A 16,008-nucleotide genomic window follows, 5' to 3' on the forward strand; every position below is an offset into this window, starting at 1 on the left:
CGACGCCGCCACCGACCGGATCCTCGGCTGCCACATCGCCGGACCCGACGGCGGCGACCTCGTCCACGAAGCCGTCATCGCCATGACCTGCGGCGCCACCTACGGCCAACTCGCCGCCGCCATCCACATCCACCCCACCCTCGCCGAAGCCGTCAACGCCGCCGCCGGCGGCGTCCACCGACCCGCCGCCGACTGATCCCACAGATAACACCCTGTTATCTGTGGCACCATGAAACCCGGCCTGCGACGACTCCGCTCCGGCGGTGCGCGAAGCGGCCCTGTTATCTGTGGCAAGCAGGCCAGGGAGGTCACAATGTTGTCGTCCGGGATCACCGTCCGCGCCGCCGGCGACGGCTTCCTCGACTCGATCCGCTCCCCGAACACCCGCCGCTCCTACGCCATCGCCGTCGATAAGACCACCGCCAGGCTCGGCGAGGCCCGGCCGCTGGCCAATGTCGCCGACGACGAGATCGGCGAAACCCTGGAAACTTTGTGGGGCGAGGCGGCGGTCAACACCTGGAACGCCCGCCGCGCCGCGGTCGCGTCTTGGCTGGCGTGGTGCCGCGAGCACGGACACCTCGCCCCGGCGGTCCCCGCGTGGGTGAAACGCTCCACCCCGCCGGACTCGGCCACCCCGGTGCGCTCGCGCACCGCGATCGACCGGCTCATCACCCGCCGCGACATCGACCTGCGGGATAAGACGCTGTGGCGGATGCTCTACGAAACATGCGCCCGCACCGAGGAACTGCTCCAGGTCAACATCGAAGACCTCGACCTGGCCGGGCGGTGCTGCCCGGTGAAGTCCAAGGGCGCCAAGCCCCGCACCCGCCGCCGCGGCGCCGCCCATCACGAGTACGCGCACGAGCTCGTGTACTGGGACGCGGGTACCGCCCGGCTCCTGCCACGCCTCACCAAGGGCCGCACCCGCGGACCGCTGTTCGTCACCCACCGCCGACCCGGACCCCGCAAAGCCGTCGCCGACCGCGACATCTGCCCCGACACCGGCCTGGCCAGGTTGTCCTACGGCCAGGCCCGCGCCCTGCTCGATGCCGCCACCGCCACCAACGGACCCGGCACCGGCTGGGACCTGCACGAACTCCGGCATTCTGGCCTGACGCATCTCGGCGAGGCCGGAGCCAGCCTGCTCGAGCTAATGGCCAAGTCCCGCCACCGCAAACCCGACAACCTGCGCCGCTACTTCAAACCCTCACCGGCGGCCATGCGCGGCATCACCAGCCTCCTCGGTCCCGACCGCGGCCACCGATAGCGGCCACCAACAACGACTCGTCCGTCTACCCGGACCAGGCGCTACGCGAACCTCGTTGTTTTTTGCGCCATTACTGCCGGGACCCCGGCGTCACCGGGCAGATCATCGTGCGCGGTGACAGCGCCTATGGATCGCGGGCGGTGATCCGGGTATGCCGCCGCTACGGGGCGGTGTTCTCGCTGGTGCTGACCCGCAACGCCGCGGTGCAACGCGCCATCGACAGCATTCCCGAGAACGCCTGGACCCCGGTGAAATACCCGGGTGCGGTGCTCGATCGCGAGACCGGGGCCTGGATCTCTGATGCCGAAGTCGCTGAAGCCGTCTACACCATGGCCAAAACCGGCACCTATGAGGCGGTCACCGCCCGGCTGATCGTGCGCCGGGTCAAAGACGCCAACCAACCCCAAGACGGGCTGTTCCCGATCTGGCGGTATCACCCGTTTTTCACCAACACCACCGAGTCGGCCACCGACGCCGACATCACCCACCGCCGCCACGCCATCATCGAAACCACCTTCGCCGACCTCATCGACGGCCCCTTGGCCCACATTCCCTCCGGGCGCTTCGGCGCCAACAGTGCCTGGGCCGTCTGCGCCGCGATCGCCCACAATCTGCTGCGCGCCACCGCGACCCTGGCCGGGACCCGTCACCGCACCGCGCGCGGGGCGACCCTGCGCCGTCACCTGGTCAATATCCCGGCTCGTCTGGCCCGACCCCAACGACGACCGATCCTGCACCTACCCCGGCACTGGCCCGCCGAACCAGCATGGATGACCCTGTGGCACAACACCATCGGCCACCGATCCAGCGCCTGAACCACCGACCACCCGACCCGACAACCAGGAACCCGACAGGAAAAGCTGGACAGACCAGCGGCCTCGTCATGCCCACCACCAGCCCGGATCAAGACCATCAGCTCAACCGGCCACCACACCGTCGGTCGGTGGAATCAGGCTTAGTGAGAGGAATGATCAGAACCTGTGGATGAGCCTCGGCGTGGGGGCGTGAAAATGAGCGCACCTTCCCGAGGATGATCATCACGGAATCAGGTATTCGATCAAGACCGGCGTTGGCGCGCTGGTTGGGAAGGTACGCCCATGCTCACCGTAGTTCACGACGGCGCGGAGGCCAACGACAACACCGACAGTGGTGCTGGTCGGTCGTTGTTGGATGAGATTGTCCGTGATGGCGCTCGGCAGATGCTGGCCGCGGCGTTGCAGGCCGAGGTCGCCGCCTACGTGGCGCAGTTCGCTGACCAGCGCGATGACAACGGCCACCGATTGGTGGTCCGCAACGGCTACCACCAGCCGCGCGAGGTGCTGACCGCAGCCGGTGCGGTGCAGGTGAGGGCCCCGCGGGTCAACGACAAACGTGTCGATCCCGACACTGGTGAACGCAAGCGGTTCTCCTCGGCGATCCTGCCGGCCTGGGCGCGCAAGTCCCCGCAGATGTCCGAGGTGTTGCCGCTGTTGTACCTGCACGGGTTGTCGAGCAGCGATTTCACCCCGGCCCTGGAGCAGTTCCTCGGCTCCGGTGCCGGGTTGTCGGCATCGACGATCACCCGGCTCACGTCGCAGTGGCAAGATGAGGCCGCCGCGTTCGGTCGTCGCGATCTGTCGGGCAGCGACTATGTCTACCTGTGGGTCGACGGCATCCCCCTCAAGGTCCGCCTGGACCAGGAAAAGCTGTGTCTGCTGGTGATGCTCGGTGTGCGCGCTGACGGCCGCAAGGAGCTGGTGGCGATCAGCGACGGCTACCGTGAATCGGCCGAGTCGTGGGCCGATCTGCTGCGCGACTGCAAACGGCGCGGCATGACCGCCCCGTGCTCGCCGTCGGTGACGGTGCACTCGGGTTCTGGAAAGCGGTCCGTGAGGTGTTCCCGGCCACCAAAGAGCAGCGCTGCTGGTTCCACAAGCAAGCCAATGTTCTTGCCGCACTGCCGAAATCAGCACACCCGTCGGCCCTGGCGGCACTCAAGGAGATCTACAACGCCGAGGATATCGACAAGGCCCAGCTCGCGGTCAAGGCCTTCGAGGTCGATTTCGGCGCCAAGTACCCCAAGGCGGTCGCCAAGATCACCGACGACCTCGATGTGCTGCTGGAGTTCTTCAAGTACCCGGCCGAACATTGGATCCACCTGCGCACGACGAACCCGATCGAAAGCACCTTCGCCACAGTGCGACTTCGGACCAAGGTGACAAAAGGCCCGGGATCGCGAACGGCCGGACTAGCGATGGCCTACAAGCTGATCGACGCCGCCTCGGCCCGCTGGCGCGCCGTCAACGCCCCGCACCTGGTCGCCCTGGTCCGCGCCGGCGCGGTCTTCCACAAAGGCAAACTGCTCGAACGCCCCACCGACATCACCCCACCAACACCGCCCTCAGACGACGATCAGGACGCCGGAACGGAGGTCGCCTGAAACACCCCGATCCACAGGTATTGACAATTCCTCCAAGTGACGATTCGCGAGGTGAGAGTGCGAGGTGGGCAGGATGGATTCCGCCGCTGATCGTTGAACGGCGGACCCTTTGCTGATGCTTTCTCAGCTTCAACTGGGGGATCGGTCGCGTCTATCCCTCCACCGCGGCGCGGACTCCGATTCGCGCCAGATGTCATGGCAGTCACCACTTTTTCGACGGCTAGCGACGGTGTCGCGTTTTGTCAGAAGCCGCCCGACAGCACAGCGATCGCTGCTGCGGCGGCCCGTGGGTCACAGCAGCCGGACGATGCCGCGGGCAGCCACCTGCAGGGCGCCGAGCAGTCGCTGGCGACCTCGCTTCAACGACGGAACTACGACGGCGATCGCGGCCACCACAGCGTCGTCGGACTGCCGGACGATCGGCACGGCCAGTGAACAGGCGCCTAGCGACATCTCTTCCACGGTGGTAGCCAACCCCTCGCGCCGCACCCCCTCCAACTGTCGGGACAGCACCGCAGGCTGGGTGATTGTGTAGGGAGTAATCGGAGTCAGATTGGCAAACACCTGATCCTGGACTTCGCGTGGCGCGTGCGCCAACAGCACCTTGCCGACGCCGGTGCAGTGCATCGGCAACCTGCTGCCGACGGTGCTAACGATCGGCACGGATGCCCTACCCATCATCCGCTCGAGGTACAATACTTCGTTGCCGTCGCGTACCGCGAGGTGCACGGTGGCGAGCGTTGCCGCGTAGACATCGTGCAAGAACGGCTCTGCGACCTGCCGTAATCCGCCTCCGACCGGGGCGAGCAGCCCAGCGCTCCACATCAGTCGGCCGACCTCGAAACGACCGTCCGTGCGGCGCTGCAACGCCCCGCCCGCAACCAGTTCGGCAGCCAGCCGGTGGGCCGTGGCCATCGGCAGGCTGGCCCTACCCGCCAGTTCGGACAGCGTCAGTGTCCGGTGCCACTCATCGAAGGCGGCGACCATGCGCAGCAAACGAGAAGCGACGCTGGTGCCGGGCGTTGAGGTATTTCCCGCCACTCACGGATCCTTTCCGCTCAGTGGTAATCTAGCGTAGGTCAGTCGCCGAGGAGCCAATAGTGTCAAGGCTATGACAGCAGTGATCGACCCCGATCCCGACGGCGGGTTGCCGAGGCAGCAGGCGATCAGCGCGGAGATCGAGGCGATCGAGTCCGAGTATCAGCGCGCTGGCATCGAGGAGACGCAGCCGCGGCTCGGCTACGCGCCCTACCGCAGCAGCCTGCTGCGTCATCCCACGAAGGACCTACACCACGCTGACCCGGAGGGCGTCGAGCTGTGGACGCCCTGCTTTTCCGAACGCGACGTGCATCCGCTTGAATCGGACCTCACCATCCAGCACTCAGGCGAACCCATCGGCGAACGGATAGTGGTGACCGGCCGGGTGGTCGACGGCGACGGACGGCCGGTGCGACGTCAACTCGTCGAGATCTGGCAGGCCAACGCCGGCGGTCGCTACATCCACAAGCGTGATCAGCACCCGTCCGCGATCGACCCCAACTTCACCGGCGTCGGCCGCTGCCTGACCGATGACGACGGAAGCTACCGCTTCACCACGATCAAGCCAGGGCCGTATCCGTGGAGGAACCACCGCAACGCTTGGCGCCCAGCCCACATCCACTTCTCGGTGTTCGGAACGGAATTCACGCAACGGCTGATCACCCAGATGTACTTCCCCGGCGACCCGTTGTTCGCGCTGGACCCGATCTATCAGTCGATCACCGACCGAAAGGCCCGAGACCGACTGATTGCCAACTACGACCACGACGTCACCACCCACGAATGGGCCACCGGATACCGGTGGGACATCATCCTCACCGGCGCGACGCGCACTCCGACCGAGGATCCCCACCGCGGAAGCGAACACTGATGAATACCCTGCTCACCGCCACCCCGGGGCAGACCGTCGGACCCTTTTTCGGTTACGCACTCCCGTTCGACCGGTGCGACCAGCTGGTTCCGGCCGGCTCACCGGGTGCCGTCCAGCTTTCCGGCTTGGTCCTCGATGGTGACGGCCAGCCTGTTCCCGACGCCCTACTTGAGATCTGGCAGGCAAACGCCGACGGCACCATCCCCACGTCCACCGGCTCGCTACACCGGGACGGCTGGACCTTCACTGGGTGGGGCCGCGCCGGCACCGACGATGGCGGACGGTACAACTTTTCCACCGTCATCCCAGGTCCCTGCGATCCCGGTGCGGCACCGTTCTTTCTGATCACCGTGTTCGCCCGCGGGCTGCTCAACCGGCTGTTCACCCGCGCCTACGTGCCCGGGGGGCAGCTGGCCGGCGATCCACTGCTGGCGTCCCTGCCGCCCGAGCGTCGCGACACGCTCATCGCCACCCGCGAGGGCGCCGGACTACGCTTCGACATCCAATTGCAGGACGCGCCAGGCAAACCCGAGACGGTCTTCCTGCGCTACGCGGGACACCAGCGATGACTGACCTCTTCTGGCCGGGCGACGACCTCGCAGGCGACCTGATGAGCGGCCCCGCATTCCTCGAGGCCATGGTGGCCGTGGAACGGGCGTGGCTGGACAGCCTCGTCGACGCCGGTATCGCACCGCAAGAGGCGCGTGCCAGCTTGGCAGACCTCATCGCCGACGCCGACACCGAGTCGATCGCCCGCCGCGCCGCCACCGACGGCAGCCCCGTCAGCGCTCTGGTCACGTTGTTGCGTGAGCGCTCAACGGCGGCGACAGCCCGCTGGTTACACCGCGGGCTAACCAGTCAGGACGTCGTCGACACAGCGCTCGTCATCTGCGCCCGTGATGTCCTCATGCGCATCGGCGACGAGTTCACCGTCCAAGTCCGGGCGCTGTCCGAGCTCGCTGAGAGGCACCGGAGCACACCAACACTCGCGCGTACCCTGACCCAGGCCGCCCTACCAAGCACCTTCGGCGCCAAGATGGCACGTTGGCTTACCGGCATACTGGACGCCGCCGAACCGCTGACCGGGCTGCTGCCCTCGCTGCCGGTGCAGGTCGGTGGCGCGGTGGGAACGCTGGCGGCGGCTACCGAATTGACCGGTTCGGTGGACGGCGCCATCGCGTTGAGCGACGCGCTCGCCGGCGCACTGCGGCTGGCGCCGGCTCCGCCCTGGCACACCACCCGCTCGGCGATCACCCGCATCGGGGATGCGTTGGTGAGCTGCTGCGACGCCTGGGGGCACATCGCCGCCGACATCGCGACCGGTAGCCGGCCCGAGGTCGGCGAGCTGGCCGAGGGGACTGGTGGCGGCTCATCGACGATGCCGCACAAGAACAATCCCGTCCGCTCTGTGTTGATCCGGCGCACCGCGCTCACCGCGGGCACCTTGGGCGCCACCCTGCACCTGGCCGCAGGAGCGAGTGTCGACGAGCGCTCCGACGGCGCGTGGCACGCCGAATGGGCCACACTGCGCACGCTCGCCCGCCACACCGTCGTGGCGGCCATCCAAGCCTCCGAACTGCTCTCCGGGTTGCAGGTGGACACGGCGCGGGCGGCCGCGAACCTGGCCGACGCGGGCGGGCTGCTCACCGAACAACGTGCAATGACCGAGTTGACCGGTAGCCCAGCACGGCCCGACTACACCGGTGCCGCCGATCGGCTGATCGATTCGACCTTGAGTCGGGCCCGCCGCTTCATCAAGTCTGCGTCATGACCATTCCGGCCTTGGCCACAATCGACTTCGGCGGACCCGACGGTGCGCCTGTCCTCGTGCTGGGGCCTTCACTGGGTACCTCGGCAGCCACGCTGTGGAGCGCTGCGGCTGGATGGCTGAGTGCGCACGCCCGCGTCGTCGGGTGGGACCTACCCGGTCACGGTCGAGGCGGTCCTGGCGAGCCCTTCACGATCGCCGAACTCGCGGTCGCCGTGCTGGCACTCGCCGACGACATGCACGCCGAGACCTTCCACTACGCCGGTGATTCGCTCGGTGGCTGTGTCGGTCTGCAGCTGATGCTCGACGCGCCGCAACGGGTGGACTCGGCGACCCTACTGGGCACCGGTGCGTTGATCGGCACCCCAGCTGGCTGGCTCGAGCGCGCCGCCACCGTCCGCGCCGAGGGCGTCGAAACCTTACTCTCGGGCGCGGCCCAGCGGTGGTTCGCGCCGGGCTTCGTCGACCGGCAACCAGGTGTCGGCGCGGCGCTGCTGGACACCCTCAGCCACACCGATCCGGAGTCCTATGCGCAGGCCTGCGAGGCCCTCGCGGCATTCGACGTCTCCGACCGATTGCGCGAGATCGTCACTCCCGTCCTGGCCGTGGCAGGCAGCGCCGACGTGCCCACACCGCCGGAGTCATTGCGGCGCATCGCCTCCGGTGTCCAGGACGGTGACCTCGTAGTGCTCGACGGTGTCGGCCACCTGGCACCCGCCGAAGCCCCGGACCGGGTCGCCGGCCTCATCGCAGAGCAGGTGGGTATTCCGCAGCCTGCGACTAGGACCGTCGAGGATGTGTGTCGCGCGGGAATGGCGATACGGCGCCAGGTGCTCGGCGACGGGCACGTCGACCGGGCAATCGCCGGTACCACCGACATGACCGCCGATTTCCAGCACCTGATCACCCAGTACGCCTGGGGAACCATCTGGACACGCCCAGGTCTAGACCTTCGCAGCCGCTCGATGATCACCCTGACGGCGCTGGTCGCGCGCGGGCACCGCGAGGAACTGGCGATGCACCTGCGAGCGGCCCGCCGGAACGGTTTGAGCAACGACGAGATCAAGGAGCTGCTGATGCAGACTGCCATCTACTGTGGCGTCCCCGACGCCAACTCCGCGTTTCGCATCGCCGCCGAGGTATTGCCGGAATTCGACGAGGACGAGCGGGCGTCGTCATGAGCCGCACCGCCGTCTGCGCCGCCGCCCACGAAGCCGTCGCCGGAATCGCTGACGGCGCCACAATTCTCGTCGGCGGATTCGGCATGGCGGGCATGCCCACCACACTCATCGATGCGATCATCGAACAGGGCGCCGCCGAGCTCACCATCGTCAGCAACAACGCGGGCAACGGCGACACCGGTCTGGCCGCGCTGCTGGCTGCCGGTCGGGTCGCGAAGGTCATTTGTTCCTTCCCCCGACAGGCCGATTCGTACGTGTTCGACAGGCTCTACCGGGACGGCATGGTCGACCTCGAAGTGGTCCCGCAGGGCAACCTGGCCGAGCGGATCAGAGCGGCAGGCGCGGGCATTGGCGCGTTCTTCTGCCCGACCGGTGTCGGCACCCCGCTCGCCTCGGGCAAGGAGATCCGCACGATCGACGGCCGCGACTACGTGCTGGAGTATCCGATCCGCGGCGACGTCGCACTCATCGCAGCACACCTGGCCGACCGGGCCGGAAACCTGTTGTACCGCAAGACTGCTCGCAACTTCGGTCCGGTCATGGCGACCGCCGCCACGCTGACCGTCGTTGAGGTCTCCCGCGTCGTCGAGACCGGAGGCATCGACCCCGAGACGGTCGTGACGCCGGGTATCTTCGTCGACCGCATCCTCGACCTGTCCTCGATTCCCGCCGCCCGCACCGAGGCCGCCTCGTGACGGGAACGCTCGATGCAAGGACACGGCGTCGTGTCGAGCATCTCGACCGTGGCCCGTTGGACCGCGGGGAGATCGCCGCGATGATCGCCCGCGACATCGCACCTGGGTCGTACGTCAATCTCGGCATCGGCCAGCCCACGATGGTCGCCGACTACCTCGACCCCGCCGCCGAGGTGGTGCTGCACACCGAGAACGGCATGCTCGGCATGGGAGGCGCCGCGACAGGAGACGCCATTGACCCGGATCTCACCAATGCAGGCAAGGTTCCGGTCACCGAAACCCCTGGGGCGTCCTACTTCCACCACGCCGACTCCTTCGCCATGATGCGCGGCGGCCATCTCGACGTGTGTGTGCTCGGGGCGTTTCAGGTCAGCGAGCGTGGAGACCTCGCCAACTGGCACACCGGAGCACCGGACGCCATTCCCGCGGTCGGGGGTGCGATGGATCTCGCCATCGGAGCGAAGCGCGTATTCGTGATGATGACGCTGTTCGGCAAGGACAGGACCGCGAAGTTGGTTCCGGAGTGCAGTTACCCGCTGACCGGGCTTCGGTGCGTCAGCCGGCTGTATACCGAGTACGCGATCTTCGACATCGACAACGCCGGAGACGGACGCGTGCGCGTACTCGAGACCTTCGCCATCAGTATCGCCGCGCTCGAGAAGCGCTTGCACATAGCTCTGTCGTGACCCTGGCGCTTGGGTCGCCGAAAAGTGACTCCATGCTCGCTCAGCGACGAAATTCCCAGAGGAGTGGATTGATGACCCTATCCCGTGACGAGCTAGCCGATTTCGCCGAAAGTATGGCGCGCGCAGGGGATCGCGACACCCAGCACGTGACCGAGGAGCACCTCGTCGTGAACTCCACCGAGGCACACTGGATCCAGACCGGAAGCCCATCAGAAATTGGATTGCTTCTGCGGATACCCGCCCGCTCCATTGAGTTCTTCCTGCAGAAGATCCCCGCCGGTGCGGGCAGTGACCTTCATCGACACGTACACGAGTCAGTTCACTTCGTGCGACATGGCTCGGGCTGGTCGGAGATTGGCGATCAACGCGTAACGTGGAGCGCAGGCGACTTCGTGTATACGCCGCCGTGGGTATGGCATCGCCACTATGCAGATGACCAACAGGACGTCGAGATGATAGTCATCGAGAACTCCCGCCTCCTGGCTGCCGTGGACGCAACCCAGAGGGAAACCAGGGGCAACGTTAGCTTCGCCGAGGCTTTCGGCGTCGGCGACACGTAAGCAGTGGAGAAATTGTCAAGGTAATCGCTTCGAAGGGCGCTTGACGACGGCGGTCAAACACACGGCGGCCGGTCAACCCATCCACGGCGCTAATGTCCAGCCGCCCTGCAACTTTCGTGGCCGCGGCGTCTCCCGGCGAAGCAGGCGGCCTGATCTGCACCCGTGTTGTCGGCCCACGGGTTGTGCGAGTAAAGCGCAAAGTGATCACGATGCGGTCACATGCGTTATTCGTCGAACCCTTCATCTGGGATAGCAAACGCCGCCCTGGCGTTGTCGTTGAGATTTGCAAATCCATCGATAACCACCCGGGCCACGCGGGTCTCATGGTCGACAATGCGGATCAGCCACGTGTGAAAGGCCGCACCGGTGAATTCTTCGCTGACCGGCGAAGGAGCTCTCCAGCGACGGAAGAAGAACTCGAGTCGTGTCGTCAGCTCGATGACATCCTCCTGCACCGGAACGTAGGAAAGTACTTGACGCAGTTCGAGGCGTTCGTCGAAAATCCCGTCCCGCTGCGTGAGATACAACCGCAGACCATTGAGTCCCTTCCATTGGTGGCCGCCGCGAAAGCCGATTTCGAAGTCGTCTGTGAGGACGGTTGCGAACATTTGCTCGGCCGGCGAGTGGCGCTGTTCTAAGCGCAGGTAGTCATCGATCGTCGAAACGAACGCCGGCAGGTCGGGGGTACTCGACACAGAACATCTCCTTTGCCAATGTAGTTAGACCAGCTTAGTAGCAAGCTCTGCGGCAGCTTCGCCGATGATGCCAGCTACTTTGCGGACATGTGATGGCCGTAACCGATAGCTCGGCGCTGATGCATTTAGTGCCAGCCTCACGTCGGGACCTCTTGCAGGTATGGCGACAGCAACGGATGCGACACCTTCTTCGCTTTCCTCCCTACTGGTCGCGAAACCGCTCTTTCGAGAAATAGTCAAATCCTGTGGATCGAGGGTCGTCAGGCGACCTCGGACACTGGGGTGTCGGGCGATGGTTCCGGGGTGATGTCGACCGGACGTTCGAGGAGCTTGCCCTGGTGGAACACTGCGCCGGCCCGCACCAACGCCACCAGGTGTGGTGCGTTGACCGCCCGCCACCGCGACTGCGCTGCTTCGATCAGCTTGTAGGCCATCGCCATGCCCGCCGCCCGTGATCCCGGGCCCTTGGTCACCCTGGTCCGAAGCCGAACCGTCGCGAAGGTCGATTCGATCGGGTTCGTGGTGCGTAGATGCACCCAGTGCTCGGCGGGATACCGGAAGTACTCGAGCAGCACGTCGGCGTCATCGACGATTTTCTTCACCGCTTTCGGGTACTTCGCGCTGTAGTCACGTTCGAACGCTGCGATCGCCAACTGCGCCTTGTCGATGTCCTCGGCCCCGATGATCTCCTTCATCGCCGCCAACGCACCCGGATGCGCCGATTTCGGGAGTGCAGCAAGAACGTTGGCTTGTTTGTGGAACCAGCAGCGTTGTTCGCGGGTGGCGGGGAACACCTCCCGCAGTGCCCGCCAGAATCCCAAAGCTCCGTCCCCGACCGCGAGCGCCGGCGCGCGCATCCCGCGGCGGCGGCAATCCCGCAGCAGGTCCGCCCAGGACTCGGTGGACTCTCGGTAGCCGTCGGCCAGGGCGACGAGTTCCTTGCGGCCGTCCGCCCGCACCCCGAGCATCACCAACAGGCAGAGCTTTTCCTGCTCGAGCCGGACTTTCAGGTGGATGCCGTCGACCCACAGGTACACGTAGTCGACCTGCGAGAGGTCCCTGGTGCCGAAGGCCTTCGCCTCGTCCTGCCACTGGGCCGTGAGCCGGGTGATCGAGGATGCGGACAGTCCGGCGCCGGTGCCGAGGAACTGTTCGAGCGCCGGCCCGAAGTCACTGGTTGACAGGCCGTGCAGGTACAGCAGCGGCAGCACCTCCGATACCTGCTCGGACTTGCGAGCCCAGGCGGGCAGGATCGCCGAGGAGAACCGCTTGCGCTCGCCGGTATCGGGGTCGATCCGCTTGTCGTTCACGCGGGGCGCCTTCACCGCCACCGCACCCGCCGAGGTCACGACCTCACGTTCGGCGTGGTATCCGTTGCGGACCACCAGTCGGTGGCCGTGTTCGTCGACCTCACCGGCATACCGGGCTACATAGTCGGCGACCTCGGCCTGCAACGCCGCGGCCAGCATCTGCCGGGCACCGTCGCGGACGATCTGGTCGAGCAACGACCGGCCCGCACCGGCCGCATTGCGGGTCTCGTTGGAGTCGTCGTTGTTGTCTACTACCGTGAGCACGGGCGTGCCTTCCCGCCAGCGCGCCAACGCTGGTCTTGATCAGAATTCGGATTCCTTGCAGATCATCTTCCGGGAAGGCACGCCCGCCCGGGATCCACAGGTTCTGATCATTGCTCTCGCGACCCCGATGGTCACGACTATCTCTCTCCAGAATTTTTTGATGCTAACCATCAATGGGTTGTGCACAACTGCATCACTCTTTTCGAGTGCCTCAAACGTGGGGGTCTCCTCGACTCCGAGGCGCAGCCACAGGGCTCCGAGAGTTGTGAATATGGCGAGAAGGAAGGGGATCCTCCATGCCCAAACGAAAATTTCTTCCTGAGTGAATACGGCTGACAGGACACCAATCGCTCCCGAGCTAAGCAATAGACCTCCAGCTGTACTTACCTGCTGCCAGCTTCCGTAGAGGCCGCGGTGCGCGGGCGGGGCCGACTCAACCATAAAGATGGCCGAGCCAGATGATTCGCCTCCAGCTGCGATGCCCTGGAGCAGGCGGAGAATTGTAAGTAGGATAGGCGCAGAAATTCCGATGGAGGCCTGGGTTGGCAGCACACCAATAAGTACCGTGCAAATACCGATGAGCAGGACTGAAGTAACGAGAGCCAAGCGCCGGCCGTAACGGTCTCCAATGTGGCCAAACAGCACGGCGCCCAGTGGCTTCGTGAGGTAGCCGGAGGCGAAGACGGCAAAGGTTAAGATCAACGCGCCGGTTCCGTTGTCAGAAAAGAAGAGCTTGGCGAGGATAACCGCCGAATAGCCATAAATCCCGATGTCATAACCCTCCAAGACATTACCGGCTGCGGCGGCGATGGCGGCACGGCGAGAGTGGGTACGTACCGACTCAGACTCGAATTTGGACAGTGTTTGTTTCATTGGTCAGTCTTCCTTCTCTAATAGGCGGAGGGTGAGAATGTCGAACTTCTCCATGTGTCTAATTCGCGATCACTGATGCATCCGACCACTTGAAGCGAAGTTGTGTCGAACACGCGACGGCATGTCGCGTCGCAGAAGCTTTTTGTCTCGCTCGAGAGCATTTTCACGTCGAAGGTCAATCTCTCTTCCTGGGGGAGATTGACCTGGCGCTGCATTCCAGTTGGAGCATGATGGCCTGTGGGCCACTGCCCTCTGTTAGGCAGAGAGTGACTCTGATGGGTGCTATCCACTCGCTCGTCGTTCGTCAATGGTTCCGCTCAATCCGGGCTTCGCAGCTCGTGGCGGTCGCCCGCCTACTCGATCGCGTTGACGCTGGCCAGGCGGCCCAGTGGAGCCGTGGAGAGCCAATGTCGAGTAGGCGCACGGATGTTGGTATGGCGCCTGGCAGCCAGCCGGTTGTGGTTGCTGTTGTATCGGCGTGTATTCACGTCAACCAAGGCGTACCAATCGGGATGGGCTCGGCGGGCCCCATCAGCAGCTGGCGCACAACGAGCGTCAACCGACGACCGGGATGTCGACGGCGATCGCGGGCGTTCAACTTGTCACCGGCGTTGAATCACGGATCCCTCTTGACAGAAGGCTTCTCTGTGTGACAGAAATGGCAGATACTCGCCCCATAGGCGAGCCAGTTGCTTTGATCAGGAGGCTTGAGTTGAACACAGACCTGTCCGTGAACTACATATCCGTCGGCGGAATCAGGACGCGCTATATCGATCAGGGCGAGGGTCCGGTCATCCTCCTGATCCACGGTGGCCACTCGGGTATGAGCATGCCGGGCGGCGGGGATGGTTGGGCTCCCGTCATCGCTCCTCTGGTCGACAAGGGCTTCCGCGTCGTGACCTTCGACAAGCTGGGGCAGGGAGAGACTGACCTCGCGCCGACGCATGCCGAGTGGACGTTCGATGCGGTGGTCAAGCACGCCAGGGGCTTCATCGACGCTCTGGGACTCGAGGACATGATTCTGGTCGGGCACTCGCGCGGTGGCCTGCTGGCGAGCAAGCTCGCTCTTGACATGCCGGAGTCGACCAAAGGTCTCTTCATCGTGTCGAGCGCGACGCTCGCTGGCACCGACGCTAAGTTCCGCGACGTTGAGTTCTACGACGCGATCACGCGTTCGCTTCCGGCGGACGCGTCTCCGGAGGAGATCTGCGGAGCCTACTTCCGTGCGCTGTACGTGACCCCGGTGCCGCAGGAACAAATCAATGCGGCCGCCGCTAAGTACGTCAAGGAGAACCACCAGAACGCCCTCAAGACCTACCCGATGGTTGAGAAGAAATACTGGGAGCCGAGTCTTCAGGCGGCGAAGGACGACATCCGCGCTCGCCTCTTCGCCGGCGAGGTCAATATTCCCGTCGAAGTCGTCTGGGGCCGCGACGATCGCTCGGCGCCGGTTGACCTGGGCATCGCCTTCTACCAGAAGCTCGCCCTCGTCTCGGAGACCACGAGCCTGCACATCCTGGGAACCGCGGGCCACAACGTCTTCGCGGAGCGAACCGAGGACTTCGTTCGAATCCTGGCGGACTACGCAGGCCGTCGCAGCGCCAGCTATGCGACGCGTCGTTGATGGTGATCCTGGGGAACTATCCCGCTTGACGGGGTCTTCGAGTCCGTGCCGGATTGGCGCAGCGCGCCCAGATCGTGCTGCTGGCTTCGGCGTGCGAGTCGAACACCGCGATCGCGGACAAACTGGCCTGTATCTCTTGAAGTGGCCCCCCTGTTCGTGTCCGGTTTCCGGCGACCACGGTGGGCTCTGGGAGAGGGGCCGAAGACAGCGGCGGTTTTCGGCTGGGCGTGATGTGCCCGTGAAAGAGATCGCGGCGCCCGTGGCTCCGTCCTCCCCGGACGAACCCGGTTGAGGGAATTGTTGCCCGGGCTGGTGTGCCGGTTGCGCTCAGCGCGCCGGGCCCGGCGCAGGCGCCGGATGACGCACAAGCGCGGGATCCTTCGGCGGGCGACAGCCGCAGGGCGGCCCGCATTGGGGCATGGCGGTCCTCCCGCGGGGTGGATTCTACCCCTGATTCCGCTCCCCCTTCCACGGGCCACTGGCTGGCCCCGCCAGAGGGGGCGGAGGAAGAAGCGGTCCCCATCGTGGAAGCCCTCGGCTGCGGCCGGTTCTGGGTCTGAGATCGGTGCCGGGCGGGGCTCACACTGGCCGGGCCTTCAGATCGGACTTGGTCATGCGGAAGGACGCCTCAACCTGCCACAGGTCGTGATACGCGCCGATCACCGCTGCTGCGGACATCTTCTCGGCGCCGGTGACCTTCAGGAACCTCGCCTTCTTCAGCGGCGTGCTGCCCGGGCAGGGACTGGGGAATTAACGG

Annotated in this window: 15 protein-coding genes and 4 pseudogenes; 12 read left to right on the plus strand and 7 right to left on the minus strand. The window is 65.4% G+C overall.

What is annotated here, in order from left to right; all coding sequences use genetic code 11:
• The 3 genes and pseudogenes from ACNQVK_RS03300 to ACNQVK_RS03310 form a co-directional block, all read left to right on the plus strand.
• Window positions 1–196, plus strand: a pseudogene (locus ACNQVK_RS03300) (dihydrolipoamide dehydrogenase); the annotation flags it as partial.
• A 117-nt stretch (window positions 197–313) separates the two neighbouring features.
• On the plus strand, window positions 314–1,267 hold the full coding sequence (locus ACNQVK_RS03305; protein WP_017682183.1) for a tyrosine-type recombinase/integrase: 954 nt from the start codon (window positions 314–316) through the stop codon (window positions 1,265–1,267).
• Between the two features lie 77 nt (window positions 1,268–1,344).
• Window positions 1,345–2,082 (plus strand): annotated as a pseudogene (locus ACNQVK_RS03310) (transposase); the annotation flags it as partial.
• 222 nt (window positions 2,083–2,304) lie between these two features.
• Here the strand turns inward: ACNQVK_RS03310 and ACNQVK_RS03315 are convergent.
• Entirely contained in the window at window positions 2,305–2,544 is a 240-nt protein-coding gene (locus ACNQVK_RS03315) for a hypothetical protein (RefSeq protein WP_224866092.1), read from the minus strand.
• Here ACNQVK_RS03315 and ACNQVK_RS03320 point away from each other — a divergent pair.
• Window positions 2,434–3,686: pseudogene (locus ACNQVK_RS03320) on the plus strand (IS256 family transposase). The gene ACNQVK_RS03315 and the pseudogene ACNQVK_RS03320 overlap by 111 nt on opposite strands.
• Window positions 3,687–3,977: 291 nt before the next feature.
• On the opposite strand, the gene ACNQVK_RS03325 reads toward ACNQVK_RS03320, so the two are convergent.
• On the minus strand, window positions 3,978–4,727 hold the full coding sequence (locus tag ACNQVK_RS03325) for an IclR family transcriptional regulator (protein WP_047040843.1): 750 nt from the start codon (window positions 4,725–4,727) through the stop codon (window positions 3,978–3,980).
• A gap of 70 nt (window positions 4,728–4,797) precedes the next feature.
• Here ACNQVK_RS03325 and pcaH point away from each other — a divergent pair, with 70 nt between their 5' ends.
• From pcaH to ACNQVK_RS03360, 7 genes are all read left to right on the plus strand, one after another.
• A complete protein-coding gene (gene pcaH, locus ACNQVK_RS03330; RefSeq protein WP_043416460.1) occupies window positions 4,798–5,595 on the plus strand; it encodes a protocatechuate 3,4-dioxygenase subunit beta in 798 nt (265 codons plus the stop codon).
• The gene (pcaG, locus tag ACNQVK_RS03335) at window positions 5,595–6,164 is read left to right on the plus strand and encodes a protocatechuate 3,4-dioxygenase subunit alpha (protein ID WP_043416462.1); all 570 of its coding nucleotides are present in this window, start codon (window positions 5,595–5,597) and stop codon (window positions 6,162–6,164) included. Before pcaH ends, pcaG begins: the two co-directional genes overlap by 1 nt.
• Window positions 6,161–7,366 (plus strand): lyase family protein, encoded by a 1,206-nt coding sequence (locus ACNQVK_RS03340; protein ID WP_043416463.1) that lies wholly within the window; start codon window positions 6,161–6,163, stop codon window positions 7,364–7,366. Before pcaG ends, ACNQVK_RS03340 begins: the two co-directional genes overlap by 4 nt.
• Window positions 7,363–8,544, plus strand: coding sequence for a 4-carboxymuconolactone decarboxylase (gene pcaC / locus ACNQVK_RS03345; protein ID WP_047040849.1), 1,182 nt, complete (start codon window positions 7,363–7,365; stop codon window positions 8,542–8,544). Before ACNQVK_RS03340 ends, pcaC begins: the two co-directional genes overlap by 4 nt.
• Window positions 8,541–9,239, plus strand: a complete 699-nt coding sequence (locus ACNQVK_RS03350; RefSeq protein ID WP_047040851.1) for a 3-oxoacid CoA-transferase subunit A — start codon at window positions 8,541–8,543, stop codon at window positions 9,237–9,239. Before pcaC ends, ACNQVK_RS03350 begins: the two co-directional genes overlap by 4 nt.
• Window positions 9,236–9,925 (plus strand): 3-oxoacid CoA-transferase subunit B, encoded by a 690-nt coding sequence (locus ACNQVK_RS03355; RefSeq protein WP_047040853.1) that lies wholly within the window; start codon window positions 9,236–9,238, stop codon window positions 9,923–9,925. Before ACNQVK_RS03350 ends, ACNQVK_RS03355 begins: the two co-directional genes overlap by 4 nt.
• A gap of 71 nt (window positions 9,926–9,996) precedes the next feature.
• Window positions 9,997–10,485, plus strand: a complete 489-nt coding sequence (locus tag ACNQVK_RS03360) for a cupin domain-containing protein (protein ID WP_047040871.1) — start codon at window positions 9,997–9,999, stop codon at window positions 10,483–10,485.
• 224 nt (window positions 10,486–10,709) lie between these two features.
• Here the strand turns inward: ACNQVK_RS03360 and ACNQVK_RS03365 are convergent, their stop codons facing one another.
• From ACNQVK_RS03365 to ACNQVK_RS03380, 4 genes are read right to left on the minus strand one after another with little or no spacing between them, the layout of a single operon-like run.
• Complete coding sequence (locus ACNQVK_RS03365) at window positions 10,710–11,180, minus strand: hypothetical protein (protein WP_047040856.1); 471 nt, start codon at window positions 11,178–11,180, stop codon at window positions 10,710–10,712.
• Between the two features lie 24 nt (window positions 11,181–11,204).
• Entirely contained in the window at window positions 11,205–11,420 is a 216-nt protein-coding gene (locus ACNQVK_RS03370) for an IclR family transcriptional regulator domain-containing protein (RefSeq protein ID WP_074414912.1), read from the minus strand.
• A 20-nt stretch (window positions 11,421–11,440) separates the two neighbouring features.
• Window positions 11,441–12,754 (minus strand): IS256 family transposase, encoded by a 1,314-nt coding sequence (locus tag ACNQVK_RS03375; protein ID WP_019344575.1) that lies wholly within the window; start codon window positions 12,752–12,754, stop codon window positions 11,441–11,443.
• Between the two features lie 39 nt (window positions 12,755–12,793).
• A complete protein-coding gene (locus ACNQVK_RS03380) occupies window positions 12,794–13,627 on the minus strand; it encodes an MFS transporter (RefSeq protein WP_052773276.1) in 834 nt (277 codons plus the stop codon).
• A 712-nt stretch (window positions 13,628–14,339) separates the two neighbouring features.
• Here ACNQVK_RS03380 and ACNQVK_RS03385 point away from each other — a divergent pair.
• Window positions 14,340–15,251: an alpha/beta fold hydrolase gene (locus tag ACNQVK_RS03385; protein WP_157894438.1), complete on the plus strand. Its 912-nt coding sequence runs from the start codon at window positions 14,340–14,342 to the stop codon at window positions 15,249–15,251.
• 582 nt (window positions 15,252–15,833) lie between these two features.
• On the opposite strand, the pseudogene ACNQVK_RS03390 reads toward ACNQVK_RS03385, so the two are convergent.
• Window positions 15,834–15,983, minus strand: a pseudogene (locus tag ACNQVK_RS03390) (IS1634 family transposase); the annotation flags it as partial.
• Window positions 15,984–16,008: the final 25 nt, after the last annotated feature.

Source organism: Mycobacterium sp. 134 (assembly GCF_048282715.1).
GTDB lineage: Bacteria > Actinomycetota > Actinomycetes > Mycobacteriales > Mycobacteriaceae > Mycobacterium > Mycobacterium septicum.